The following is a 26,187-nucleotide window of genomic DNA, read 5'->3' as shown; positions in this document are numbered from 1 at the left end:
CTACGGGATGAGGCCTACGGGGGCGGTCAGTTGACGATCGCCAGCTCTCGCGGCGTGGAGTTGAGGCGCCGTACGCCGTCCTCGGTGACCGTCACTATGTCCTCGATGCGCACGCCGAAGCGGCCCGGCAGATAGATGCCGGGCTCCACGGAGAAGCACATGCCGGGCACGAGCGGCAGTTCCTCGCCCTCGATCATGTAGGGCGGCTCATGGGTGGTGACGCCGATGCCGTGCCCGGTGCGGTGGATGAACTGCTCGCCGTACCCGGCATCGGCGATCACCGCCCGCGCCGCCCTGTCGACGTCCTGGCAGGCGGTGCCGGGCCGCACCGCCCGGCACCCCGCCTCCTGCGCCTCGCGGACGATGTCGTGGACGCGCTGCTCCTCGGCCCCCGGCTCACCCACGTGCACCGTGCGCGAGGTGTCGGAGCCGTAACCGTGCAGCAGGCCGCCGAAGTCCAGGACGACCATGTCGCCGTGTTCGATGACGCGCGCGCTCGCCTCGTGGTGCGGGTTGGCGCCGTTCGGCCCCGAGCCGACGACGGTGAAGTCGACCTGGGAGTGCCCGAACCGCCGCAGCAGGTCGGCGAGATCGGCGGCGATGTCCGTCTCCTTGCGGCCCGCGAAGGGGACCTTCTTGATTTCTTCGTACGCGGAGTCCGCGGCGGCGCCCGCGGCAGCGAGGCGCTCCAGCTCGGCGGCGTCCTTGACGGCCCGCAGCATGGGGAGGGCCTCGGTGAGGGACACGTAGGAGGTGTTCGGCAGCTCCTTCTGGAAGCCGAGGAGATGCATGGCCCAGGAGTTGTCACTGATCCCGAAGCGGCCGTCGACGTCCAGGAGCGGCGCGGTCGCCGCATAGGGATCCTTGCCGTCGGTCCAGTCCCGCAAGGAGAGCGCCCTCGCGCCCGCGGCAAGCTCCGCGTCCGGGGCCTCCAGGGTGGGCACCACGAGCACCGGCTCCTGCCCCGCGGCGAGCACGAGGACGGTGAGGCGCTCGGTGTCGGCGGTGGGCCGGTAGCCGGTGAGCCAGACCATGTCGGGGCCCGGCGCGACCAGCAGCCCGGCGAGCCCCGCGTCCGCCGCGTCGGCCGCGGCGCGGTCCATGCGGGCCTTGTAGTCGTCGGAGGTGAAGGGTGCGGGGGTGCCGGTTGTACCGGTCGCGGGGGTGCCGGTCATGGGGGCCTCCAGGGCTGCTCGCTGCGGCGTGCACGGCGGTTCGGCGGGACGGCGGGTACGGCGGTACCGCGCGGTACCGGTGGTGCCGATCCTGCCCCTGCCCTGGCGCGTGCGCGAGCCGATTCGCGGCGGACCCCTCCCGTCATGTCACGCCATGCCACCTCGCCGCACGCCAGCTCACCGCACTCCACGTCGCCGCACGCCACCTCGCCGCGCGCCAGCTCACCGCACGCCACCTCATGTCACGAAGCCCGGCGTCACCGACAGCAGCTGCCGCCCTCCGCTCGCGTGGCGGACGGTCACAGTGACGTTCCTCCCCGGTGCGGCTGCGGCGACCGCGGCCGCCAGGGCCTTGGCCGACGTGACGCGGGTCTTGCCGAGGGCGAGCAGTACGTCACCGCGTACGAGACCGGCGGTATAGCCCGGACCCGGGCTGTGCACGCCCACGAGCAGGGCCCCCGCGCCCTTGGGGGCGTCGACGGCCTCGACGCCGAGCGTGGGGCGCGCGGCGGTCCGCTCCCGTGCCTTGTCGGGCTCCTTCCGCGGCGGCTTCGGCGGGGTGGCGGGCTTGGGCGCCGTACCCGGAGCGGCAGGGGCGCCGGGCCCCGCGGGGCCGCCCGGTGGGGCCTGTGCACCCTTGCCCTTGGCGTCGCCCTGCGCCTGCGCCTGCTTCTGCGCCTGCTTCTGCATGTCGGCGAGCTTGCTCATGCCTATGACCGTAGCGCTGACGGTGCCAAGGCCCACCCCCGTCAACACGAGGACCGCCGAGAAGAGCAGCCCGAAGAGCAGGGTGATCAGCCGCCGTCCGCGCCGCCGCGCGGCGTGCGGACGGTGGCCGGACCTGGCCCCGGGTCCGGCTCCGGACCCGGAGCCGGAGCCGGACCCGCCTCTGCGGCCCGTGCCGGGTGTCCGCCCGCCGCGGGTCTTCCGCCCGATGCCGAACCTCCGCCCGGCGCCGAATCTGCCGACTCTGCCGTATTCGCCGCCCGGCCCCGATTCCTGTCCGGGCATCGGCTTGGGACGCAACGCAGTCTGTTCCATGGGCTCGCCTCCGGCCACAGAACTACCCGGCGTCACCCGGCGCGACGATTCACGAAAGAGTGACGTCCAGGTGTGCGGCCGCCGTCAGCCCGTGTGACCTCCCTCGTGGCCGCCGTGTCCCGCGCCGTGGTCGAACTTCAGGGCCTCCTTCGGCATGACGACGAAGGGCCGCATCATGCCCATGTCCTCGTGTTCCAGGAGGTGGCAGTGGTACATGAAGCGGCCGTACGCCCCGTCGAACTTGCCCATCACCCGCAGGAGTTGTCCGCCCGGCACCAGGAAGACGTCCTTCCACCCCCGCTCGTTCGGGGCGAGGGGGATCTCCCTCTTCGGGTCGAAGGCGACCGGCGCGAGGGTGCCGCCCACGGTGACGTCGAAGCCCGAGACGTCGTACGCGTCGCGGCCGAGGAGCTGGAAGTCGGCCAGGTGGATGTGCATGGGGTGGGTGACCGGTGGGTCCACCGCGAGGTTCAGGAAGCTCCACTGTTCGTGGCTGCCCTCGGCGATGGTGAAGCCGAGACCGTCGTTGAAGGTGCGGGCGGTGCGGCGGTAGGTCTTCGTCTTGCCGTCGGCGCCCCGCAGCTGGATGACTCCCTCGGTCGGGACCCGGATGTCGCCCGCGTCCTTGACCTCGGTCATCTCCCAGATCTCCGGATGTCCTCCGCCGCCCTTGGTGGCGGGCGGCGTCAGGACGATCAGGCGGTGGCCGTGCTCGACGTCATGGCTCAGCGGGCGGAACGAGCCCGAGAGGATCTCCGGGAGCGCGAAGGGGTCCTCGACCTCGGCGTCCCGCACCCGGAACTCCATGACCTGCGGGTAGCGCACGTCGTTCGCCGGGTCGGGCACCCCGGGGGCCTCGTCGCGGCCCTTGTTCACCAGACGCACCCGCGTGCCCGCGAGGGCACGGAAGTCGATCAGGAGGTCCATACGCTCGGCCGGCGCGACGGTGAGCGTGGGCAGCTCCTCGTCGAAGTCGACCGGCACGGGACGCGGCAACAGGCCGCCGTCACTGCCGATCTGGTGCATCACACCCCGGACCGGGTTGTTGTCCTCGTCGACGAGGACGAGGTCGTAGATACGGGCGTTCGACGCGTTCACCAGGCGGAAGCGGTGCCAGGCCGCGTCGACGTCCGCGTACGGCCAGATGCGGCCGTTCACCGTGCTGTACGGGCCCGTGAAGGGGAGCGAGACCGGCTTGCCCGTCTCGGGGTTCTCGGCCTGGACGATGACGGTCTTGTGCAGCAGGCGGCCGTTCAGACGTCCGTCCTCGTCCGTGTCCAGGTTACGGTCGGCGAGCAGCAACGGGATCTCCCGCTCCCCGCAGGGGAGATGGAGCGCGTCCTCTTCGTCGTCCCGCACCAGATACGTGCCGTACAGCCCCGCCTGGAGGTTCCAGCGGGTGATGTTCATGGCGTGGTCGTGATACCACCACTGCACCGCCTGGTGGTCGTTCGGGTACTCGGACAGTTGCGCGTCGCCGGGCCCCACGGCGTTGTCCGCCCATCCGTCGTTGCCCCCGCCGGTCTGCGCGCCGTGCAGGTGCGTCACCGACCAGGGCGGCAGCGCGGCCACGTCCTTGTTCGGCTCGACGCCCGCGCGCCCCGGCAGGGTGGCGGGGCTCGGGACGGCCTGCGGCACCTCTACTGAAGTGACCGGATACTCGGCGCCGTTCGGGATGCGGTTGGTCCACGCGATCCGGACGCGCCTGCCGCGCCGCACCTCGATCGTCGGCCCCGGCACACATCCGTCGTACCCCCACATCAGGGTCGGCGGCAGCTGCGGGTGCAGACGGATCCAGGCCGGGCGCAGCGCGACCTCGGTCTCCGCCGGCACATCGGTCTCGTCGCGTACGTCGACGGAGTCCGGCCGCAGGACCGGCGGCACCGGCAGCGGCGTGACGTACGGCGTCAGTTCCCCCGTCGACTCCTCCGCCGGCCTCCCCGCCGGGCGCTCCGTGAGGCTCTCCGCGATGCGCTCAATGATGTCGGTCAAGATGAACACCCCCGTGTTGATCAATGCATACGCAATGCGCCTCAGCCCTGGGGCCGAATGCCCCGAATTCCCCTGCTCTGAGGCCGGTTGAGCGGCCTGGTCAGTGGCCGCCCCCTCACATGAGAAGACTCCCGGCACCCCCGGCACAGTTCCGCGAATCTCCCATTCCGCAGTAAAAGTATCGGAAAGCGCATAGGGAATTGGGGAGTCCTGTTGTGGGTCTGCTGTCAGTGACCGCTGTTACTTTCGAAGCATGACCGAACGTGCACTCCGCCTGCTGCGACAGGATCCACGCCTGGCCGAGCTGGCCGCGTTCCCTTTCGCATTCGACCTGTCCCGCGCGGACCACGTCGAAGAGGTACGCCTCGCGTCGGGCGGTCCGCTGGAACCGATCGCGGGGGACGATTCCGGGGGCACGTATTTCGTGTGCGGGGACGGTTCCGTGCTGTACGCCGATTCCGAGGGGGCCGCCGGGACCATCGGGGACAGCGTGGACGAAGCCCTGGAGATCCTCGTCGGGCTGCCCGGCTGGCAGGACTACGTAGGCCTGTCGCCGACCGACGGCGAGGCGCGGATACTCGCCGAGATCGCCGACACGGAGGGCGACTTCCGCGAGGACTGCGTGCCCGATCTCGACGAGCGCCGCACCGAGCTGCGCGGCGCGCTCGGGCTCCCCGAGCGCTCCCCCGTGCAGCTGGTCGCGCGCCTGCACGCGGCGCTCCTGCACACCGAACCGGACCACCTCCTCCTCAACGCGGTCGAGCACCTGGCGTACCGGCGTCTCGACCCCCACCCCCGCCCGCCCCTGTGGGAACAGGTGCTCGCCAAGGGGCGCACCGACCTGGCCCTGCTGCGGACGGGCGACCGCACGGTCTGGGACGGCGTGGCCGGGAACCGCGGGCGCAGGGTGGCGGTGCTCCGCGCCGCGCAGTACGACCGGCGGAACACGGACCACACCCTCCTGCGCCACCTCCTCAAGCACGAGGCGGACGCCTCCATGTCCGACGAACTGCGGCTCGCCGTCGTCCTCGTGGGACTCCAGTGCCTGCCCGAGGACCTACCGCTGCTGCGCGAGGTCCACGAGACGACGTACGACACCTGGTGCGGCCTGGCCGGGCTTCCGGAGGAGGCCGGTGAAGTCCGGGAGTGGGCGCGCTCGTTCGATGACTCCAACTATGGGGTGGACCCGGACGACGAACTGGAATGCACCTGGCTGGAGCTGGCGCGGGAGCAGGGGATGGTGGAGCAGGCCCGCGCCTACCTGATCAGGGAGCTCGACGCCACCAACCCCAGTCGGCCGCAACTAGCGTTCCTCCGCGAGGAGTTCGAGCTCATCGGTGACTACACCCAGGCGATACGGGCACAGCGTCAGCTCCACTCGCTGCAGGACACCGACCGGGGCCGGGCTGCCACCGGCGCGCTCCTGGCCGAGCTGGAGCGGAAGGCGGTGGAAGCCGCGGCGGCGGAATCGTAGGTTTCCCCGCACCGGCGCGGTGGCCGCCTCTAGGCTGCGGGACGGAGATCAGCTTCCACGTCAGCGACGAGACCACGCCCGACACCAGCCGACCGGGAAGGACCGCCCACATGACCGACGCCCCGCTGCCCGCGGAGCTGCTTCTCGACCGGGACGCCCCCGACGACCTGCGGCGGGATCTGGTCTCCGCTCTGGAAGGCCTGGGCGTCCACACGGCCCGGGTGCGCCGCACGGTCGACCATCGGGGCGCGGCGGAGATCCCCTGGATCATGCTGGCGTCCCTGCCACTGCAGGCGTTCCTGAGCGGTCTTGGCGCGGAGGCGGTGAAGGACTCGTACACGGCGCTGAAGGATGTCGTACGCAGGTCGCCGCGCACGACGGACCCCGCGGCCCCTGCCACTTCCGCCCCTCGCCCCCTGGTGCTCCAGGACCGGCGTACGGGACTGCGGGTGGTCCTGGAGCCGGGCCTGCCGGGCGCGGCGTACGACCAGCTCCTCGCCCTCGACCTGGCTCACTTCAGCGAGGGTCCGCTGCACTACGACAAGGAACAGGGCCGCTGGCGCTCCGAACTGGACGAGGCGGCCGCCGGCTGACCCGCCGGGGATCGGGGGTGGTGAGGTGGGGCCGCAGACGGACCAAAGCGGCGCGGAACATGTGTGCGCGAGGGCCGAGTCGAGCCTGGCGCGCCGCGCCTTCGAAGCCGCCGAGCGGGACTTCCTGGCGGCGCTGGCCCTGACCGGGGGCGAGGCAGGGGGCGACGAGGCTCTCCGGGCGCGGGCCGATGTGGGCCTCGGGCGGATCCGCCTCGCGGCGAGCGACTTCGAGCAGGGGGCCGTGCATTTCCGCCGGGCGCACGAGGCGCACCCCGAGGCGTCCGATCCCCTGCACTGGCTGGGGTGCGCGGCGGCGCACATGGGGGCGTACGCATCGGCGGACGAGTACTTCACCTCGGCGCTGGACTGCACGCGCCCACATCCCCGATCGCGCGTTCAACGGGCTTATGTGCGAGCGCGGTTGAGGCGGTACGAGGAAGCGCTGGCCGATCTGCGCACGGCAAGGGAAGAGGACGCGCTGGACGCGGACGGCCGCTGGGTCATGGCCGCGCTGTCGGGCGAGCGAGCGCAGGGTGGCCTTGGCCTGTTGCTGCGCAAGGCGGCGTTGGGGGTGCTGGACGGGCAGGGGGACGCGGGTGGGGTGGAGTGGGGTGGTGGTCTGGAGGGGTGGGAGGTTGGGCGAGCTGCTCGGCTGGTTGAGGGGTCCCTGTCGCTGGACGGCGCTGTCGGGGATGCGTTCGTGCCGTTGTACGCCGTTGTCCTTGTCCTCGGCGGGCGGCGTGAAGCCGCCATTGAGCTCTTGGCGGGTGCCACTCGGCGGCGACCCGCCGACCACCGGATCACCCACACCCTGGGGCTCGCTCTCCTCAACTCGGCCGGAGTCGACGGCCGGGGATGGGAGCAGTGTGTCGCCGCCTGGGGTGCGCTTCTGCATGACGACTCCTTCTGGGAGCACCGGCGCGGCTCGGCCGAGGCGCGGTTCGGCGTGCTCGTGGAGGCCGGGCTCGATGCGGGGCTCCGGGCCGATCTGCGGGAGCTGCTTGAGCGACGGCTGCCCGAGAGTGCCACCGATGGCCGTGTGCCGCCCGGTGCGCTGCTTCAGCGGGAGGCCGACGCCGCCAGGATCCTGGCCGGGGCGGGTGGGTTCCCGGCGGCCGGGCAGCGGGCCCCTCTGGTGGGCGGTCCGTTACGTGTCACTGGGCTCGGGCTCGTCGACGCATTCGGCGCCTTCGCCGCGAGTGTGAGCCCGACCGGGACCGCGACCGGGGCCGGGGCCTGGACCGGGCCCGCGACCGGGAGCACCCAATTGGCTTACGCCTTCTCCGAACTCGGCTTCGCTCAGCTCCTCCTGAAGCAGGACAAGCCCGCCGACGCCCTCGCCGCGCTCACCGAACTGCGCTGCCCCGACTGCCGCGAACGGGCCGTCGCCGCCGCCATCTGCGAACCGGACTGCCCCCGCTTCGACGAGCTGAACCCCGCCTATGCCGGGCATCCCGACAAGCACCACCGCCTCACCCGCGACGCCCGGGCTCTGGCGCTGCGGGCCCGGATCGACCTGGGGCGCCACGAACTCAACACGGAGCGGCCCGACTTCGACGCGGCGGCGGCCTCGTGGCGGCGCGCCCTGGTGCATGGCCGGGAGACAGACCGTTACCGCGAGACCCAGGTCGCCGTCGTCGACCTCGCGCTCGGCGCGGCGCGGGCGGCGCATCGCGCGGGAGATCCGACCCGGGCCGTGGAGACGCTGGAGGCGGTCCGCTCCATCACCGGCGCGAATGAACGCGGGCGACTGGAGGGGCAGTTGGCACGGCTGCTCGCCGACCGAGCCATCTCCGCGGCCAATCGGGACGGCACCCTCCTCGACGGACCCGCGGCAGACCTGAGGCGCTCCGTCGCCTTCAACCCGCATCTGCTGCGCGCGCAGGTCAGCCTCAGTGTCGTACTGCGCGGGCTCGCGGCGCGGCGGTGGCGTTCGGGGAGCGTGTCCGGGGCCAGGGCGTCCCTGCGGGAAGCACTGGACCGGATCGACGCCGCGCTCATCCACTTCCCCGAGGATCCCGAGCTGACGGAGCAGCGCGACGCGGCCCTGGCAGACCTGGATCACGTCGTGACAGAGCGGCAAGAAGCAGCGCCGCAAGAGGCCGCGCGGCCAGAGAGCGGGAGGTGACGGCGCCCGATGCTCGCCTACGAGGAACTCCGTATCCGTATACGGCCCATCGGCACGTCCCGCTACCTCGTCACGGCGAACGGCCCCGCGTCCGCCGCCGAAGTGATCGCGGTGAACGGCGAGCCCGCGGCGTTCCGTGACCAGTGGGACCAGCTGATCTCCGCCGAGCTCGGCCTCGCCCCGATGGGCGAGCAGCACACCGTGGCCCAGCTTCGGGGCCTTGGGCGCGGCGTCTTCCGGCTGCTCTTCGGGGAGCGGGGGCCCGGCACCGGGCCCGACCCGGAGGGCGTCGGCGCCTGCGTCGGCCTGGCGCTTGAGCGGGCCCAGCGGATGCGGCCCGCGCGCGGGCTGCGGATCCGGTTCGACGTGCCGGAGGAGCTGCGCGATCTCCCCTTCGAGACGCTGTGCGCGCCGCCGGGGCAACCGCAGCAGTCGCTCGCCCTCAACCACGGTTACTCGTTGGTGCGTTCGCTGCCCGGCGGCCCGCTGGGCCAGCGGCTCCCCGAACCCGCGGACGAGCCGAGCCTGATCCGGCTGCTCGTGGCCTGCGCGTCGCCCCTCGACGCGGGTCTGCGACCCCTGCGCCTCGACGCCGAAGTGGCAGCGCTGCGGCAGGAGTTGCCAGAGGTCGCCGTGCAGACCACCGTGCTCGAACGTGCGACGCGCAAGAGCCTGGAGATGGCCATCGGCGCCCACTCCCCTCTGCCCACCGCACTGCTGCTGATCGCGCACGGGACGTACGACCATGAACTCGGCAAGGGGGTGGTGGCCCTGGAGACCGAGGGCGGCGGCGTCGACCGCGTGCCCGCCGATCTTCTCAGCGGGATCCTCCTCAAGGCGCCGGGCCTGCGCCTCGTCGCGCTCAACCTCTGCGCCGGCGCGGACAGTTCGCTCGCGGAGCCCTTCTCCGGGCTCGCCCAGGCGCTGATCGGCGGGGGTGTCCCCGCCGTGGTGGCGATGCGGGGGCGGGTGAGTGACGTGTCGGCGGGGCAGTTCAGCCCGGAGCTGTTCAAGGGGCTCGCGGCGAACCGCACCATCGACGAGGCCATGGGCGCCGCGCGCCGCCGCATCTCGCACCTGCCGGGCCACACGGCGGTCGAGTGGGCGACGCCCGCGCTGTTCCTGCACGAGTCGTGCCGTCAGGGCTGGCTGTTCAAGGCGCGTGAGGTGCGGGACGACGGGGGCGCGGTCGCCGATCCGCTGCGTGAAGGGGCGGATGCGCTGCTGGCCTTCCAACGGCCCGTCGGGCACGTCGAGTCGACGGTCCTGATCGGCGCGGCGCGGTACCAGCGCGACCTGGGGCAGTGGGCGCAGGTGCAGCGGATACTGCGGGCCGAGACCCGCCAGTTCGAGGACGAACAGCGGCGGCTGCGCGCGGAGGCGGCGTTCGAGCTCGCCTGGGACGAACTGGAGGAGCTGTGCGCGCTGCTGGCCGCGGAGCGTGACGCGGACGCGGAGGCGGTCGTCGAGCGGTTCGAGGCCTTCCGCGGCGCGCTGCCCGGTCCCCCGCCGGCCTGCCTCACCGCGGAGGTGGAGCGCTCGCGTCACCTCAGCGGGCTCTCGGAGCAGGCGTGTGCCGCCGAGGAGTCCGGCGACTGGGCCGAGGCGGTGGCGCGGTACGAGGAACTGCTCCGCGCGCACCCCACGGGCCTCAGGGACACGGCGTCCCGCCTCGCCGCGGCCCGCGACGAACTCCACGTGTCGGAGGCCTTCGAAGCCGCCGAGCGGGCCCGCCACCGCTCGGACTGGGCGTCCGCCTCGGCCACGTACGCCGATGTCCTCGCCCTGCGGCCCGACCACCTCGGCGCAGCGGCGGGCGCGGCCTACGTGTGCGGGCGGGTCGCGCAGGACGCCGGGGAGTGGGGCGGGGCGGAGTCCGGGTACGCGGCGGGCGGAGGGCTCGAGGACTCCGCGGCTCGGGCGGCGTACGTACGGGGGCGTGCTGCGGCGGAGGCGGAGGAGTGGGGGGCGGCGCGGTCGGCGTTCGCGGAGGCGGGGGCGGAGGCGGCGTTCGGGGAGGCGGGGAATGAAACCCCCGGCCCCGACCTCCCCCACTGGCACGCCTACGCGACCGGGCGTGCCGCCGAGAGGGAAGACGGCTGGGCCGACGCCGTGGCGGGGTTCGCCGATGCCGATGGATTCCTGGACGCGGGTGTGCGGCTGCTGTACACGCGGGGGCGTTGTGCAGCGGACCGCGAAGCCTGGCCGGAGGCGATGGCCGACCTGGAAGCCGCTGCCGCCCAAGGGTGGGACGCGGAGCCGTGGTTGAGCGGGTTACGCGAACGGGTGTACCAGCAGGCGCTGGAGGCGGCGGCCACCGGCAACTGGCCCGAAGCACGGGCGAACCTCGACCTGCTGCCCCCGGAGCACCGGGACGTGCGGCCACGCATGTACTACGCCCAGGGCCAGTTGGCGGCTTCGGACGGTGACTGGCCGAAGTCCGCGCAGGCGTTCGCGGAGTGCGTCGCCGCGGGGCCGGCCGAGGCGGGCGGCGGGCTCGACGACGCGGATGAGCTGGGGACCTACGCGCGGGGCCGCCGCTGCCAGGACGAGTCTCGCTGGCAGGACGCGCTGGACTGCTTCGCCCGGCTCTCGTCGGACCTCCTCGACGTGCCCGACCGCCTCCTGTACACACGCGGCCGGGTCGCCGACGCCCGCGCCGAGTGGTCCGGCGTGATCGACGGCTTCGGCCGGCTGCCCGACACGTACGCCCACGGCGATGTGCGCGACCGCCGCCGTTACGCGCGCGCCCGCGTCGCCGCCGAACTGCGCGGCGACTGGAACGCGGTTTTGAGCCTGCTGGCCGACGTCCCCGACACGGGCCGCGCCGGCACGGTCGGCGCCCTGCGCCGCAAGGCCGAGGGCCGCCTGGCCGAGGCAAGGGGCGACTGGGCGGGGGCCTGCGAGATCTACGCCCGGGGGCTCCCCACGGGGGACCCCGAAGCGAGCGCCGACAACACCACCCACCGGGATCCCCTGTCCTGCCCCACCGAAGCTGCCGACGGGGCGAACGCGGCCTCCCCGGACAGCGAGCCCGACCCCCGCCGAGAACCCCGCAACCTCCACCTCTACGCCCTCGCCCGCGCCCACGAGCTCAGTGACTCCTGGGCCGATGCGCTCCTCAGCTACGAGGCGCTGCCCGGTAGTTGGGAGGATGTGGTCGTGCGGCGGCGATATGCGCGAGCTCGGATCGACGAGGCGGGCGCCGCCGGCGCTTCGGAGTGGCGTGGTGTCGTGTGTGCCTACGGCGCCCTGAGCACCGAGGCCGCAGGCTTTGCGGATGCCGGCGTCCGGCGGAGGTACGCCCAGGTGCGGCTCGCCGAGGCCGAGGGTGACTGGGGGCGGGTGCAGGAGGAGGCCGCCGCACTCGGGGAGTACCGGGACGCCGCCGCGCTCTGCGCCTACGCACGCGGGCGCCTCGCCGACGCCCACCAGGAGTGGCAGCAGGCCGCCGACGCCTTCCAGCGATGTGCGGGGCACCGAGACGCCGATGCCCATCTCGCCTACGCACAGGGCCGGTTGCTGGAGGCGGACGGACGGTGGAGCGACGCCGTCGCCGCGTACGAGCAGGCCGGCGACGGCCTCGACCGGGCCGACGCGCGCTGCCGCAGGCTCCGGCGGCTGCTCGAACTGCTGCCGTGGGCCGACGGCCTCACCAGCGCCCCGCTCGTCGCCGACCCCTTCGCGTCCAGCGACCCGACGTACCCCTACCTCGCGCTCCGCGACGCGGGCGTCGACCCCGGCGCCACCATGGACGTGGTCAACGACGCCTCGTACACGCTGCTCGAACGCGGCGGCATGACGTGGTCCGAGCGCGTCGCCTGGGACCGGCTGCGGCTTCCGGCGCGGCGGCTCCAACTGGACGCGCTCCTGTACCGGTGGCACTCGCCCGCCGCGCTGCGCGACGCGATGGCCGGACTCTCACCGGACGACGGGGCGGGGTCCGGGACGGGAGCCGGGGCGGGAGCGGGGGCCGGGCTCATCGGCGACCTGTGCGAACGTTTTCCGCGCGACGCGCCCCTCCTGCTGCTGCTCGCCCGGGACCGGGAAGCCGCCGCCGCCGAATGGGAGCGGCGGCTCGCGGCGGCCCCGGGCGACATGGCCGTCGTCCATGGACTCGCCGCCGCCCGGCTCTGGCAGGCGCAGGAGCTGGAGCAGAGCGGGGCCTGGGAGCACGCCGTCACCGCCTGGGAGTCCGCGCTGGCCTACTGGGCCGCGCTCCTGAGCGACGACGAGTACTGGGACGGCTGGCGGGCCGAGCGCGCCGCCTGCTACGCACGGGATCTGCCGGGCGAGGACATGGCCCAGCTGCGACTCGAACTGAGCCAGCACCTCTTCGGGCAGCTGTCCGCGTGCGAACAGCGGCACACCGAGCAGGAGCGGCCCGAACAGGCCGCTGCCTATGCGGAGTTGGCCGCCCTCCTGGAGGCCGAACTCGGCGCGGCCCGCGTCCTGAAGGACCTGGGCGGCCTGCGCGACGTGCCCGGCACCGGCTCCGCACCCCTCGCCTGCGGCCCCCGCTACCTGCGCCTGCTCCACCTGGAGGCACCGCTCGGCGCACTCGCCGCCACCCTGGACGCGGCAGCCGAGCAGGGAAAGGACCCCGGGGCTTATGCGGCGCGCGAACTACGGTGGGCCTTCTCGGAGTTGGCGCAGAGCTTCGCCCTCTCCGAAGTCCACAAGTTCGAGCCCGCCCTGCGTGCGCTGCCGGCCTTCGCCACCCTCACCACGCTTCCGGAGGACTGCGCGGGCCCGGCATCCGCCCCCGCCCCCGCCGCGCACATCGAGGCGTGCGCGTACTGCCAGGACTTCCTGCGCCGCAACCCCGCGTACGTGCAACTTGCCGAGCGGCGGACCAAGTTGCTCCAGGACGGCGTCGAGCTGGCCGTGCGGGTGCGCCTTGCCCTCTCCCGTACCGCCCTCACCGACGGCGCGGGCGGCCTCGACCGCGCACTCGACGAGTGGGCCGAGCTCGTGCGCGTGTCCCGGCGGGCCGGTATGCAGGCCCGCAGCAAGAAGGCGGTGGTCACCGCCGTGCTCGGCCGCGTCGAGGCGCTGGTCGACCGCGGTGGCGCACAGCGCGGCGACTGCCTGGACGAGGCCGTCACGCTCGTCGAGGCGGTACCGCCTGTCCTGCATCCGCTCGACCGCGACCTGGTTGATCAACTGCGAGCGAGACTGTCGGCGCTGCTGTCCACGCGTGGCGTGTGGCGCGGCTACACACGGACCAAGTACGGCATGCGCTCCGACGCCTACGGGGCCGAGGCCGACCTGCGCCGCGCCCTGGCCCTCAACCCGGCGTCCAGCCACGCCCGGGACAATCTCGCGCGCGCCCTGGTCTTCACCCTCGACGCGCACACGCACACGATCCCGGGCCGCCTGGAGATCCTCCACGAAGCGCTCGGCCTCCTGGACGTGGGCCTCGGGCAGGCCCTGACGCACGGTTACCGAGAGACCCTCGGCGAGGCCCTCGACGAGCTGGAGCGGCTCCTCGCCCAGGACCTCGGGGTGGCAGGACTGCGGGAGCTGATGCGCAGCGACAGCGAGGAGGACCCGCCCGATGAAACCCAACTAGGAGCATGGTCAGCCCTGTTGACGGACAAGGCAGAGGAATCCCTCAGCAGCGGCGACATCCGGCGCGCCCTGCACCACCTGATCCGCGCCACCCGCGCCGACCCGACGAACAGCCGTATCCGGCGGGCTCTGCTCGACGCGGTGCGGCGGCGGTTCGACGGCCTCACCGACAGCGCGGCAGAAGGAGACGAACAGTGATCAGGGACCCCGCGACGAGCTGGGACGGCGGCCCGTACCCCTACGACGCGCTCGCCGAGGTGGGCGTCACCCCCGGCATGACGCACGCCGGCCTTCAGGACGTCTCGTTCGAGCTGCTCGCGCGGCGCCTGATGACACCGGCCACCCAGCAGGCCTGGGAGGAGCTGCGCGTCGTACGCCGCAGAATGCTGGCCGAACTGCTCCTGTACGACGTTGACTTGACCACGGAGCTAGCGGCGGCGGACGCGGCGCTCGACGCCGCACTCGACGCCACGCTCTTGGTGCGGGAGCCTCGCGGGCGCGAGGATCCGCCCCCACACCCGCTGCCGGATCACATCGTGCACCTCCTCGACGACCTCATCTCCTTCGACATCTGAGGAACCGCCTTCGATGAGTACGCAGGACCCGCCCCCCGCGGCGACGGCCACCGCCGCCCGTCTCGCCTACGAGAACTCGCTGGCCATCGCCGCGCGGGACGCCGCCCACCGGGTGCTGACCGAACAGCTTCTTCTCGTGCTCGCCGACACCCTGGACTCCTTCGACCGGCTGCTCGCCGACGGCAGGTCGGGCGACCCGGAGTCTTACCGCAGAAGCCTGGAACTGATCTCGCGGCAGCTGGAAACGGCCATGACAGGCCAGGGAGTCGAGCCCGTGGGCCGCGTCGGTGAGCGCGCCGCCCCCGAGACCCACCACGTCACCGAGGTCCGCGCCGCACCGCCCGGTGCCGCCGACGACGAGGTCCTGGAGGTTCAGCAGCGCGGATACCGATACCGGGGGCACGTCCTGCGCGCCGCCCGGGTGGTCGTCGCCGTCACCGGCGGCCCTGAGCAGGGAACGGAGCGTTCATGAAGGCCATCGGCATCGATCTGGGCACCACGAACAGCGCGGTCGCCGCCCACGACCCGCACCGCGCAAACATCGCGGTGCTCACCAACAGCAAGGGCGAACGGCTCACCCCGTCCGTGGTGGGCCTGGCCCGGCAGGACCGCCCGCACCAGCCGCTGGTCGGCGAGGACGCGCTGAACTGGGCGATGAGGCAGCCCAAGGACACGGTGGTGTCCGTGAAGCGACTGATGGGCCGGGACTTCGCGGACACGTCGGTGGCCGAGGCGCGCGGCAGGCTGAGTTACGAGATCGTCGCGGGGCCGGACGACGACCCGCGCGCCCACGTGGTGCTCGGCGAGAAGATCCTGACCCCCGCCGACGTATCGCGGATGATCCTGGAGAAGCTCGTCCAGGACGCGACGCGCACCCTGGGCGAACAGGTGACGCACGCCGTGATCACCGTGCCCGCGTACTTCCGTGACGCCCAGCGCGCCGCCACCCGTGAGGCCGCCGAGCGCGCGGGCCTGGTGGTGAAGAAGATCGTGGACGAGCCCACGGCCGCCGCCGTCGCCTTCGGCCTGCACAAGCCGGGCGGCGAGCGCAGCCGGGTCCTCGTCTACGACCTGGGCGGCGGCACCTTCGACATCTCGGTCCTGAACGCGGTCAAGGACGGGGCGGGCAACAGCCAGTTCCAGGTGTTGCGTTCGGCGGGCGACATCTGGCTCGGCGGTGACGACTTCGACCTCGCCATCGTCGAGCGGATCATCCAGTGGATGCGGGACGAGCACCAGGTCGACCCGTCGGGCGACAAGTCGTTCCTCTTCCAGGCGAAGAAGGCCGCCGAGCGCGCCAAGCGTGAGCTGAACGACCTCGACGAGACGTACATCGTGATCCCGGCGGCGTACACCGGCCAGAAGGGCGTGCTCGACGTCGAGATGACGCTCTCCCAGGGCGAGTTCAACGCGATGATCGCGCCGCTGGTGTCCCGGACGATGGACCTGGTGACGGAGACCCTCGGCCGCTACGAACTTGCGCCCGGCGACATCTCCGACGTCCTCCTGGTGGGCGGCGGCACGCTCACCAGGCCGGTGTACGAGGCGGTCGAGGGGTACTTCGGCAAGGAGAAGGTCCGCAGGAACATCAACCCCATGGAGTGTGTCGCCTTCGGCGCGGGCGTGCTCGCCGAGACCCTGGACGGCGTGGAGTGCCCGGACCCGCGGTGCGCGAAGGTCAACGACGACTCCGCGCAGACCTGCGAGGACTGTGCGGAGAGCCTGGTCAACGCCCGTCCCGTCGGTTCGACGGGCCTGTACGAGTCGACGCCCATGGCCATGGGGATCGCCGCGGTCAAGGGCTCCCAGCGCGATGTGTTCGTGGAGATCATTCCGGCCGGTTCGCCCTATCCGCTGCCCGAGCCGCGACAGCGGACCTTCCACGCGACCGACAGCCGCCGCATCCGCGTCCCGGTCTACGAGGGCGACAGCCAGGTGGCGAGCGAGAACCACGAGCAGGGCGTCGTCGAGTTCGACCTGCCGCAGGAGATCGAGGTCAACCGGCACGTGGACGTGTCGTTCAACTACTCCGCCGACCGCATCATCACCGTACGCATCAACGTGCGCGGCACGGACATGACCCTGGAGGCGAACCCGAAGCGAGAGCGGCCGAGGACCCCGCCGCCGGAGACGGGCGCGGAGGTCGACAGCCATGTGCTGCGCGAGGAGCTGGGGTACGCCGAGCGGGAGGCGGACCACTTCCTGAAGCGGTACGGCACGTACATCGAGCCGGTGCAGGCGATGAAGGTGCGCCGCGACATCGAGCAGGCCCAACGGGCGGCGGCGATGGGTGACAGCGGTGAGTACAAGCGGCTCACCGAGCTGCTCCTCGACGACGTGTTCCACCAGTGCGGCCTGGCCAGCCAGTTCCGGCAGGCGGAGTTGGCCTCGGAGGGCGCGCCGCCGGACACGGTGCGGCAGATCAACGAGGCGGTCGACTTCGTCAAGCAGGCACACCGGCAGGGCAACCGGGTGCAGACGTCGCAGCAGGCCCGCAACCTCCGCAGTCTGGTGGCGGTGGCCCAGTCGGAGCGCCGGGTGCGGTCGCTGCCCGACCGGCCCGACTACGGCGGCATCCTCCAGGTCGGGGAAGACACGGTCGACGGATGAGTGCAGCGGTGGGGCGCGACTCCGTGTGCCTCGGGCTCGACTTCGGCGGCACGGGCCTGCGTGCGCTGTTCGCGCTGCCGGGACAGCCCGCGCGCCGGCTCGACGCGGCGCCCTTCGACCGGCCCGACCGGCCCGACTGGCCGTGGCTGCTGTGCGAGCCCGCACCGGCGGGCGTCCTGCCCGTCTCCTTCCCCAGCCTCAAGAGCCGGGTCGGCGGCGGGCGGCCCGTCCCGGTGCGGGGGGCTTCGTACCCACCGGAGCGTCTGGTGGTGCGGATGCTGCGGGAGCTGCGGGAGCGCCTTGAGGCCCGGACGTCGGCGACGGTCGCGCAGACCGTGATCAGCGTTCCCGTCGCCTACCGGTCGGCCCAGCGTGCGGCGCTGCGGGACGCGGCGCAGGAGGCAGGCCTCGCCCCCACGCGGCTCATCAGCGACGCGATGGCCGCGGTGGCCGGGCACGCCTCGGAGCGGGACAGCGGGACCTTCCTCGTGTACGGGATGGGGTACGAGGGCTTCGAACTCGGCCTGGTGCGCGGGGTGCGGGGGCACTACCGCGCGCTCGGCCTCGAGGGGGCGGCCACCTCGGGCGGGCGCGCCTTCGACGGGGAGGTCCTGTCGTCGGCGGTACGTCTGCTCCGCGAGCACCGCGGTCCCGGCTCGGTGTCCGGGGTGGACCCTCAGGTGTGGCTCGCGCTGCGGGCGCGGGCGCAGGAGACGCGGGAGGCGTTGAGCACACCGGGCGGCGCGGGCGCCGCCGAGCTGTCCCTGGACGTGGGGGCGGGGCCGCCGCTCGAGGTGCGGTTCACACGGCCCCACGTGGACGCCTATCTCGCCCGGCACGTACGGCGCACGGTCGACCGTGCGCGGTCGCTGCTCGACCAGGCCGGGATGAGGCCCGCGGACGTCGACACGCTGCTTTTGACGGGCGGCACCACCCTGATGGAGCAGATCGGTTCGGGGGTGGCCGAGCTCGGCCGGCACCGGGTGCAGGCGCCGCCCGAGCTGCTCGCCCTGGGGGCGCTGAAGCACGCGGTACGGCTCGCGGGCGGGGCCGCCGGGTCCGCCGCGCTGGAGGAGGGCCCGCCACAGCCCGCCGACCCGGCGGAGGACACGCTGTCGGACGCGCCCGCCCTGCCTGCCACGGTGGTCGGGGGCGTCGAACAGGCCCGGGAGTTCTCGTTCTCGCCGCGCAGGGATGTGCAGCAGGCGCGGCTGCTCGCGGGACAGGGGCGCGCGGGAGAGGCGGTGACACTCCTGCGGGAGATCGTCTCGGAGGCGGCCGAGCTGCTCGACGAGCTGACGGCGGAGCCGCCGTCGGTCGCGCCCGACGCACCGACACCGCCTCCGGCCGACCGGGTCGCGCTGCGTCAACTCGCCCGCGCGGAGAGTCTGTTGGAACTAGGCCGGTACGAGGATGCCGTGCAGGCCTCGCACGCGGCGTGGATGGGGGCGGCCACCAGGCCCGCCGGAGCCGACGTGCTCGACGCGATGATCGACGTGCACTGCGCGGCCGCGATGGCCGACACCTCGCCCGCCCACTTCCCCGACGCCGAGCGCTGGCTGCGGTGCGCGTACGGCCACGACCCGACCAGTGAGCGCGTGCGCGGCCTGCTCGCGGAGCGCACCTACCGGCACGCGGTCGAAGTACAGCGACTCGGGGGGCGCGATGAAGCGATCGAGGCCCTGGGGAAGTGCCTCACATGGAATCCTGAACATGCCGATGCCGGAGCCCTGTTGCGGCGGTTGAACCGCGACGGGCGCCACCGGCGGGGCCCGAGAACAGGGGGAAGCGTTTGACGCCCGCAGAACTGCTGGACAAGCAGAAACTCGTCGACGAGCTGCAGCGTCTGGCGGCCCATCCATCGCTCGCGCCCCGTTCGGCCGAACTGTCGGTGCTTGCAGCGGACTTGAAACCGGCCCACCAGCTCGACCGGTGGGCCGAGGTGGACCTCGTGGACGCCTACGTACGTCCCGAGAGCGTCCTCACGCCGCCCGCCGGGCGGGCCGGGCGCCACGACGGCCGCCTCGAAGCCGCCCTCGGGATCCTCGTGTTCATCCCGCTCCTGGTCACGTGGTTCGGGCTGCGGGAGGCCGTGCGGGCGTACGGCGAACTGAGCAAGGAGGATCCCAAGGAATCGACGCGCCCCTTCCTCCAGCTGTGGCAGTCGGGCTTCGGCGGGCATCTGTCGGCTCTCGGCCGCTTCGAGAACGTCGCCCTGATGGCGGTGCTTTTGATCGCCCTCCTCGTCCTGCTGTCGGTGTGGCACGCACGGGTGCGGTCGCGCACGGAGCGCGAGGAGACGGAGCAACACAGCGAGCGGGAGCGGCTGCTCGCCGAACTCGCCTCCGTCCTCACGCGTACGCAGATGGTGCTGGCCCCGCACCGCAGCGCCTCACCGAGGCAGTTCACCTCCGAGCTCACCAAGGCGGCGGGCCAGATGCGGCAGCTCGCGTCGAAGGCGGAGACCAGCCACAAGGCGCTGACCGGTACGACGACGGCGGTGAGCCAGTCCATCGACGCGCTGAAGGCGGCGGCGGACGCGCTCACCCTCGAAGTGCCGAAGCTGGGCGTCGCGGCATCCCGTATCGAGCAGACCCTGCGCGACGGCCGGACGGCGGCGGACAAGGCGAGCACGGCGGGCGCGGACGCGGCGCGCGGTATCGCCGACCGCGTCAAGGCGGCGGGCGACACGGTCGAGGCCTCGTTGAAGTCCCTGATCGCCGCGCAGCAGTCGCTGGTCATCAAGTCGGAGTCGGTGGCCGAGGCCACCGACCGCGCGTCGCAGGCGCTGGTCGCGAGCACCGGGCGTACGGGCGACGCGGTGGACGGGATGCGTGAGGCTACGGAGCGGTGGGACGCGGCGGCGGCGCACTGGCAGGACGCGGCGGCACGGCTCGACGCACGGATCGGTGCGCTGGCGGGGTCTTCGATGCCGCTGGGGGCGCCGACCGTGCCTGCCTCTGCCGGGGCCGCGGGCCATGGGCACGGCTGGAGCGGCGGCGCGGAGGTGAACGGCGGCACGGGGAGCGTCCATGCGCCGGGCGTCCAAGCGGCGGGCGTCCAAGCGACGGGCGTCCAAGCGACGGGCGGCGATCCGTGGAGCGGCCTCAGCGTCGACACGGCCGACGCGCACGCCGGAGACGGGCTCGCTGCCGATGGTCAGGGGCTCGCCGAGCGGAGGGCCGACGAGCAGACGATCGACGAGCACGTCGCCGACGACAGTCTCCGCAGTGAGGCGACCCGCGCCCTGCATGCCCGCGGACGACACATCCCCGCCCCCGCCGACCCCGTCGATCCGCCACCGTGGCCACCGCACCGGCCGCCCGCCGGAGGCGACGCGTGAGCCGGACCCGGCGCCGGGGGCGGATCAGCGTGGTCGTACTCGCGGGATGGCTCTTCGCCGATCTGCTCCTCGTCCTGGCCCTGGTGTCGATGGCCGACCGTCCGGACCCCCTGGCCGACCGCCCCAAGGCGTCCAAACAGAGCCCGAAGCCCTCGCCGTCCCCCACACCGACAGGTCCCCGCTCGGTGGAGCTGCAGCCCGAGGAGTTCCGGGTCAAGGGCACCGACAAGGGTGATCTCGCCGCGCAGATCCACAAGAGCACCGGGAGGTGGGCGGGCCGTGAGGCGGCGCTGGTGCTGACGTTCGGCGGGTCCAGGAGCGGCGAGGCGTACGCGCACCGCGTCAACTCGCTGCTCGACAAGGGCCGTCCGGGGATGTTCACCAAGAAGACGGCGACGGACGACTTCCACAAACTGGGCGACCCCGCGTCGACGGCGACGGTCAGGGTGTACTTCTACACGGTGCCCGGCGGCTGATCCATGACGAACTGGCTCCCCGGCGAGCGCCCGCCGGACGACATCTCCAGGCTCCCCCTGCCGAGCCTCCCCGCCTTCCCCGCGATGCGCGGCTACGTCCAACTGCACGCGGAGATCAGGAAACTGGGCTTCCGGCACGCCGCCGACGCCCTCCGCGCTCCCGCTCCCGCGAACGCTTCGGGGCAGTCGACGCAGGCGCTCTTCGGCACGCTGCCGCAGGCGGAGACCGACGACGGCTTCCGCATCCTCGACGGCCTGTGGTTCCCCGCCCGCGGCGGCCTGTGGCGGCGCGCCGACCTGGCGTACGTCCAGGAGTGCCGCGCCCAGTGGATGGCCTCCGGGTACCCGCGCGCCCTGGACGTGGCCGCCGTCGTGGACACCCTGGAGACCGTCGTGCGCGACGACCCGATGGGCCTGCGCCGCATCGTCCTGTGGGAGTTGTGCTGCCGGCTGGTCGACAGCGTCGCGGAGGGTAAGGGCGGGGCCTCCCGCACACCTCCCTCTGCCGCGCACGCCGTCGCCCTCGGAGTGCACCACGCCGAGGCCGGGCCGCTCGCGGACGCCGTCTCCGCCGTCCGTTTCCCGACGGCCGGAGAGGCCCGGAACGCCGCCGAGACCCTCAACGACGTCTGGCCCGGCACCGGTCTGCGCGAGGCCGAACGGCTCGCGGAGCTGCTCGCCCCGGCGGCCACGGATCACGTACTGTCCGCGCTGCTCGGCACGCTTCGATCCCGGGCGGCCGCCGTCAGCCAACTCTGCCGCACAGCAGATGAGTTGACGGGCAAGGGCGACCTCCGTGGCGCGGCCGGCGCCTGGCTCGACGCCCTGCGGCAGGCCCGCGACGACGTGGACGCGCGGGCCGGACTCCTGCGCGTGGCCGCGCTTCTGGCCGACGCCCCCACCACCTCACCGGAGTCGGAGGTGACGGCCGCCGTCGGCGAACGGACCGTACGACTCTCCTGGCGCGCCCCGAGCGGGCACGGCCGGGACACGCACACGCACTCGCGCCCGGGCACCTCCCCGGTGTCGTACCGCGTGCTGCGGTACCCCGACGGCGCTCCCGAACTCGCCGTCGAGGTGTCCGCCGACGACACCGCCCTCGCACGGGCCGACCTCGATCCCCCCACCGGGCGTCCGCTGCGCTACGCCGTGTTCCCGATGCGCGGGGACCGCATCGCCGGGATCCCGCGCGTCACCGCGCAGGTGCTGCTCACCCCGGACGTCACGCAGCTGCGCGTCGAAGCGGTGCCGGACGGCGTGCGGCTGCGGTGGCTGCCGGACCCCTCGGCCCTGGAGGTCAGTGCCGTGCGGAGGGCCGAGGGCGACAACGGCCCCGGGCAGCGGGTGTTCTGCGAGCACGACCGGCTCCTGGACACGCCGCTCGCCGTGGGCGGCTACGTCTACGAGGTCCGGTGCGCGTACGCCGGCCCCGGCGGGCGGCTCGTCCGGTCACCGGGGCGTACGGTCACCGCCCGTGTCGAACGCTGGCCGTCGCCGGTGGAGGAGCTCTCCGTACGGCGCCTCGACGACGGTCGTGTACGTGTCGCGTGGCGTCCGCCCGCCCGCGGGGATGCCCACCTGGTGCCGTGGTTCGCTCATCCCGTGCCGGCCGGCGCCGACGTGTCCGAGCACGTGGGCCGCCTTGGCCCGCCCGACGGCACGCCGCCGACCTCCGTCGACGTGCTGCCGCCGCCCCGTGAGCGGCTGCGGATGACGGCCGTGAGCGTGCTCGGCGACCGCGCGGTATCCGGACCGAACGTGGTGGTCGAACACCAGGGGGAGGTACGGGACTTGGAGGTGCGGCGCGTGGCCGCCGACCGCGCCGAGCTGCGGTTCGCGTGGCCCGAGCCCGCCGTCCTCACCCTCATCTCCTGGGAGGACGGGCTGCGCGGCGGTGAGCGGCGCGTGGCACGCAGCCAGCACGTCTCCGGGCGCCCCGTGGCGCTCCAGGTCTCCCCGGCGGAGTGCCGGTTCACCGTGACCGCGCTGCCGAGGCCGGACGCCGTGGCCATCGGCGCGCCGTCCGCGCGGGCCGTGCTGCCCGCCGCGCCACCACCGCTCCCGCCGGCGCCCACCCCCTGGTGGCGGACGTGGTGGCGGCGGTGGCGCACGAAGCAGCCGCCCGCGTCCTCTCGCCCCGCCTAGCCGCGGACCTCCGCCTAGCCCCGGACCTCCGCCTCGGCCCCGCCCCCGAACTCGAGCAGCAGTCCCTCCCGCAGCGCGATGGTCCGGCCGGGCTCCACGTCCCGCACGGTCCCGTCGTCCTTCCGCGCGGTCCACACGTCCTTGGTGTGGTTGGTGAGGCCGAACCTTCCCGGGTTCTGCGGGTGTGCGGTCACCTCGCCCACGACGGCCCGGAAGTCGTGCCGGTCGGGATACTCGACGAGGTGATGGGCGTAGACCCGCGCGCTCGGGGCGAGCCTGATGCCGCGCCGGGTGCGCGAGGTCCCCGTACCGGTGACCAGTTCGAGCCGCGGCGGCAGCACCAGCGTACGACCGCATTTCCAGCAGTCGGGGGCGGCGCCGTCCGGCTGCGTGAGGTTCTGCTTGCCGCAGGAGCCGCACTGGGTGATGGCGTCGAGGACCTGGCTCAGGGCGTGGCACCACTGCGACTCGCGGACCCGCTTGACCGGTGTCCGTACCCCCTCCGTGAAGGTACGGATGAACAGGTCCCGCAGGATCGGCGGCAGCGCTCCCCAGGTGGCGACCACGGTCGGCTGCTCGTCGGGGACGGGCCGGTTGCGGGCGTCGGACGGGTCGTAGACGAAGACGGGGTCGGTGCCGTAGAGACGCCGTTTGGCGGCCTCGTCCATGCAGCGGATCTGCAGGGCCTGCGCGCCGTTGAACGGGTGGTCGTTCATCAGGAGCAGGAAGAGCAGGACGGCCAGCGAGTGCAGGTCGGTCTGGGTGCCGGGCTGCACCCCTTTGTCGCGGCGGACCAGTTCGGGCGCCATGAAGTCCATCGTCCCCGCGACCGCGGCGGACTCGCCCTCCACCACCGCGTTGTCGTTGTCGCACACCAGCACGTCCCCGGTGCGCGGGTCGAAGAAGATGTTCCCCCAGTTGATGTCGCGGTAGGCGATGCCCCTGGAGTGCAGCGATCTGTACGCCTCGACGGTGTGCAGCGCCACGGTGACCAGCGTGCGCATCGTCGCCGCCGACACCGACGGGTCGCGGCGGAACAGTGCGGGCAGGTCCTGGAAGCGCGAAGGGCGTACGTCCATGAGATAGCCGAAGCCCGGCTGGCTGCCCTCCGGGTCGAGGACGATCGCCGTGGGCCACAGGAAGCGGTCGTCGCTCCAGCCGCGCGCGATGAGCCCTTCGAGGATCTGCCGCTGGCGGGCGTCGGCCAGCTGCGGGTAGTACCACTTCAGCGCGCGGTCGCCCTGTGGCGTCGTCACGCGGTAGACCTCGCCCTGGCCGCCGGAGCCGAAGAGTTCGGCGACCTTGACCTTCTCCCCCGACTCGGCCACCAGGGTCTTTCCGGCGGCGAGCATGCCGTTCACCATGCGGTTCCTCTCTCGGTCTCAGCTAGTGCGGTGGCCGCGAAGGCGCCCACGAACGTGGTGTCGTCACCGGAGTACTTGGCGGCCCGCTCCAGCCAGTCCGCGAGCTGCGCCTGCACCGCGGGCACGCCCTGCCCCGCGGCGCGTTCGGTGACGCCGGTGGCGAAGTCCAGGAACCCCTGGTGGTCGGCGAAGCTCTTGGAGAGGCCGTCGGTGGACAGGAGCACGACCGGTGGCGCGCCCCCGGTGAAGGGCTGCCAGTGCGACCGCATCTTGCGCCAGGGCTCGGGCTCGCACAGCGAGTCCGTCTCGTCCCCCATGTCGGGTCCTGTCGAGAGCGGTGTGTGCGGGGTGCCTTCCGCGTCGACGAGGACGATGTCCCCGTCGCCCAACTGCCAGCAGAACAGCATGGTTTGAGTGACGACGGCGCCTATGAGCGTGCTCCCGTACACGGCGAGGTCGGGCGGCTCGTCGGCCGGGGCCGTCAGGCGGCGTGCGCCGTGCGCCGGGGAGTTGCAGTCGTGCAGGAGCGCGCGCTCGCGCCAGCGGTGCGCCACCTGCTGCGGCAGCCTGCGGGCCTCGGCGCGCAGGCCGTTCCAGCCCGTCGCGTCGGCGCCCACCCGCACGGCCTCCCGCGCGAAGCCCTCCGCGCACGCGGTGAACTCCTCGACGGCCCACCGGGAGCCGAAGTCGCTGCGGAAGTGGGCGGCGGAGCCATGGCCGTCGGCGACGGTGAGCACCGCGGCGCGCCCCTCGGCGACGGAGAGGGCTCCGCAGCTGTCCTGGCTGTACTTCTTGCCGACCCCTTTGACCGTGGCGCTGAGCAGGGCCCAGCTGTCGGTCGCCCGCTGGGTGCCTGCCGGTGTCGAGGGGCCGTTCACCAGATGTCGTCTTCGTCGTCCTTGGTCAGCGGCGCCGGGCCGAGCGGGGACGCGGGCCTGGCGTCCTCGACCTTCGGCGTCGACGCGTCCTTGACGACGGCTGTCGACATCCACCGGATGGCGGCGGCGAGCTGGCGGGGGTTCTTGGCCTGCAGGGGCTCCAGCTCTGGGTTGCCGAGGAACTCCTTGAGCATGCTCTTGTCCGCGTCGTCCCCGATGGCCACCGCGACCCGCACGGCACGCTTGCCCCACGGCGTCGCGTCGATCTCCCGCAGGCCCGCGCGCCAGTCGTCGGTGGGCTGCCCGTCGGATGCGAGCGCGAGGACCGGGGGCAGCGCGCGCTGCGGCATCGGCGGTGTCTGCAGCGCGCCCGCCGCGAGTTTGAACGCGGCGCCCATGTCGGTGCCGCCGTACGTGTGCACGTCCTCCCAGGAGAACCGGTCCACCGGGGTCGGCTCACCCACGTGCCAACTCGCGCCGCTGGCGAAGGAGATGGCCCGCACGAGCAGCGAGGCGGCCGGGTTGGACTCGGCGGCCTGTTGCATCTCGGGGATGGCCTCGCGGATGGCGAAGTTCAGTTCGCCGATCTTGCCGTTCACGCCCATGGAGCCCGAGCAGTCGAGCATCCAGATGAAGTGCACGGGGCGGTTGGCCATGCTTCCGCCGGGGAAGTTGTCGGCGGCGGCTTGCGCCTCGACGGTGACACTGGTGTCGCTGGTCTTCCTCACGCTGGTCCTCTCGCGCGTCGTCTGTGGAACAGGGGTCGGTCGTCTGTGGAAGAGGTGTCAGGAGGTGAGGCCTTACGGTCTCGGGGGGCCG

General features: G+C 73.0%; 17 protein-coding genes. 11 read left to right on the top strand and 6 right to left on the bottom strand.

What is annotated here, in order from left to right; genetic code table 11:
* Window positions 1-26: 26 nt before the first annotated feature.
* The 3 genes from ABXJ52_RS29120 to phsA all read right to left on the bottom strand — a co-directional run bounded on the left by ABXJ52_RS29120 (window position 27) and on the right by phsA (window position 4,187).
* Window positions 27-1,175 (bottom strand): aminopeptidase P family protein, encoded by a 1,149-nt coding sequence (locus ABXJ52_RS29120; RefSeq protein ID WP_367045851.1) that lies wholly within the window; start codon window positions 1,173-1,175, stop codon window positions 27-29.
* Window positions 1,176-1,412: 237 nt separating this feature from the next.
* Window positions 1,413-2,216, bottom strand: a complete 804-nt coding sequence (locus tag ABXJ52_RS29115) for a S1C family serine protease (RefSeq protein WP_367045849.1) — start codon at window positions 2,214-2,216, stop codon at window positions 1,413-1,415.
* 84 nt (window positions 2,217-2,300) lie between these two features.
* Entirely contained in the window at window positions 2,301-4,187 is a 1,887-nt protein-coding gene (gene phsA, locus ABXJ52_RS29110; protein ID WP_367049345.1) for an O-aminophenol oxidase PhsA, read from the bottom strand.
* Between the two features lie 274 nt (window positions 4,188-4,461).
* Here phsA and ABXJ52_RS29105 point away from each other — a divergent pair, with 274 nt between their 5' ends.
* From ABXJ52_RS29105 to ABXJ52_RS29055, 11 genes are all read left to right on the top strand, one after another.
* Window positions 4,462-5,682: a hypothetical protein gene (locus ABXJ52_RS29105; protein WP_367045847.1), complete on the top strand. Its 1,221-nt coding sequence runs from the start codon at window positions 4,462-4,464 to the stop codon at window positions 5,680-5,682.
* Window positions 5,683-5,792: 110 nt separating this feature from the next.
* Window positions 5,793-6,275 (top strand): hypothetical protein, encoded by a 483-nt coding sequence (locus ABXJ52_RS29100; RefSeq protein WP_367045846.1) that lies wholly within the window; start codon window positions 5,793-5,795, stop codon window positions 6,273-6,275.
* A gap of 25 nt (window positions 6,276-6,300) precedes the next feature.
* On the top strand, window positions 6,301-8,403 hold the full coding sequence (locus tag ABXJ52_RS29095) for a tetratricopeptide repeat protein (RefSeq protein WP_367045844.1): 2,103 nt from the start codon (window positions 6,301-6,303) through the stop codon (window positions 8,401-8,403).
* 9 nt (window positions 8,404-8,412) lie between these two features.
* The gene (locus ABXJ52_RS29090; protein ID WP_367045841.1) at window positions 8,413-14,175 is read left to right on the top strand and encodes a CHAT domain-containing protein; all 5,763 of its coding nucleotides are present in this window, start codon (window positions 8,413-8,415) and stop codon (window positions 14,173-14,175) included.
* Window positions 14,172-14,552 carry a hypothetical protein gene (locus ABXJ52_RS29085; protein ID WP_367045838.1) on the top strand — a complete coding sequence of 127 codons (381 nt, stop codon included), beginning with the start codon at window positions 14,172-14,174 and terminating at the stop codon, window positions 14,550-14,552. Before ABXJ52_RS29090 ends, ABXJ52_RS29085 begins: the two co-directional genes overlap by 4 nt.
* Before the next feature lie 13 nt (window positions 14,553-14,565).
* Complete coding sequence (gene grpE, locus ABXJ52_RS29080) at window positions 14,566-15,024, top strand: nucleotide exchange factor GrpE (RefSeq protein ID WP_367045836.1); 459 nt, start codon at window positions 14,566-14,568, stop codon at window positions 15,022-15,024.
* On the top strand, window positions 15,021-17,162 hold the full coding sequence (locus tag ABXJ52_RS29075) for an Hsp70 family protein (protein ID WP_367045834.1): 2,142 nt from the start codon (window positions 15,021-15,023) through the stop codon (window positions 17,160-17,162). Before grpE ends, ABXJ52_RS29075 begins: the two co-directional genes overlap by 4 nt.
* A complete protein-coding gene (locus ABXJ52_RS29070; RefSeq protein ID WP_367045832.1) occupies window positions 17,159-18,958 on the top strand; it encodes an Hsp70 family protein in 1,800 nt (599 codons plus the stop codon). The genes ABXJ52_RS29075 and ABXJ52_RS29070 overlap by 4 nt, the downstream gene beginning before the upstream one ends.
* The gene (locus tag ABXJ52_RS29065) at window positions 18,955-20,505 is read left to right on the top strand and encodes a hypothetical protein (protein WP_367045830.1); all 1,551 of its coding nucleotides are present in this window, start codon (window positions 18,955-18,957) and stop codon (window positions 20,503-20,505) included. Before ABXJ52_RS29070 ends, ABXJ52_RS29065 begins: the two co-directional genes overlap by 4 nt.
* The gene (locus ABXJ52_RS29060) at window positions 20,502-20,981 is read left to right on the top strand and encodes a hypothetical protein (RefSeq protein WP_367045828.1); all 480 of its coding nucleotides are present in this window, start codon (window positions 20,502-20,504) and stop codon (window positions 20,979-20,981) included. The genes ABXJ52_RS29065 and ABXJ52_RS29060 overlap by 4 nt, the downstream gene beginning before the upstream one ends.
* A 3-nt stretch (window positions 20,982-20,984) precedes the next feature.
* A complete protein-coding gene (locus ABXJ52_RS29055) occupies window positions 20,985-23,126 on the top strand; it encodes a hypothetical protein (protein WP_367045826.1) in 2,142 nt (713 codons plus the stop codon).
* Between the two features lie 14 nt (window positions 23,127-23,140).
* On the opposite strand, the gene ABXJ52_RS29050 is transcribed toward ABXJ52_RS29055, so the two are convergent.
* From ABXJ52_RS29050 to ABXJ52_RS29040, 3 genes are read right to left on the bottom strand one after another with little or no spacing between them, the layout of a single operon-like run.
* A complete protein-coding gene (locus ABXJ52_RS29050; protein ID WP_367045824.1) occupies window positions 23,141-24,490 on the bottom strand; it encodes a serine/threonine-protein kinase in 1,350 nt (449 codons plus the stop codon).
* Entirely contained in the window at window positions 24,484-25,368 is an 885-nt protein-coding gene (locus tag ABXJ52_RS29045) for a PP2C family serine/threonine-protein phosphatase (protein ID WP_367045822.1), read from the bottom strand. The genes ABXJ52_RS29050 and ABXJ52_RS29045 overlap by 7 nt, the downstream gene beginning before the upstream one ends.
* Window positions 25,365-26,024 carry a tellurium resistance protein gene (locus ABXJ52_RS29040; RefSeq protein ID WP_367049343.1) on the bottom strand — a complete coding sequence of 220 codons (660 nt, stop codon included), beginning with the start codon at window positions 26,022-26,024 and terminating at the stop codon, window positions 25,365-25,367. The genes ABXJ52_RS29045 and ABXJ52_RS29040 overlap by 4 nt, the downstream gene beginning before the upstream one ends.
* Window positions 26,025-26,187 lie beyond the last annotated feature (163 nt).

The sequence above is a fragment of the Streptomyces sp. Je 1-332 genome, assembly GCF_040730185.1.
Lineage (GTDB): Bacteria > Actinomycetota > Actinomycetes > Streptomycetales > Streptomycetaceae > Streptomyces.
Note: the sequence above shows the minus strand (reverse complement) of the source record. Positions and strands in the feature narration are given on the sequence as shown.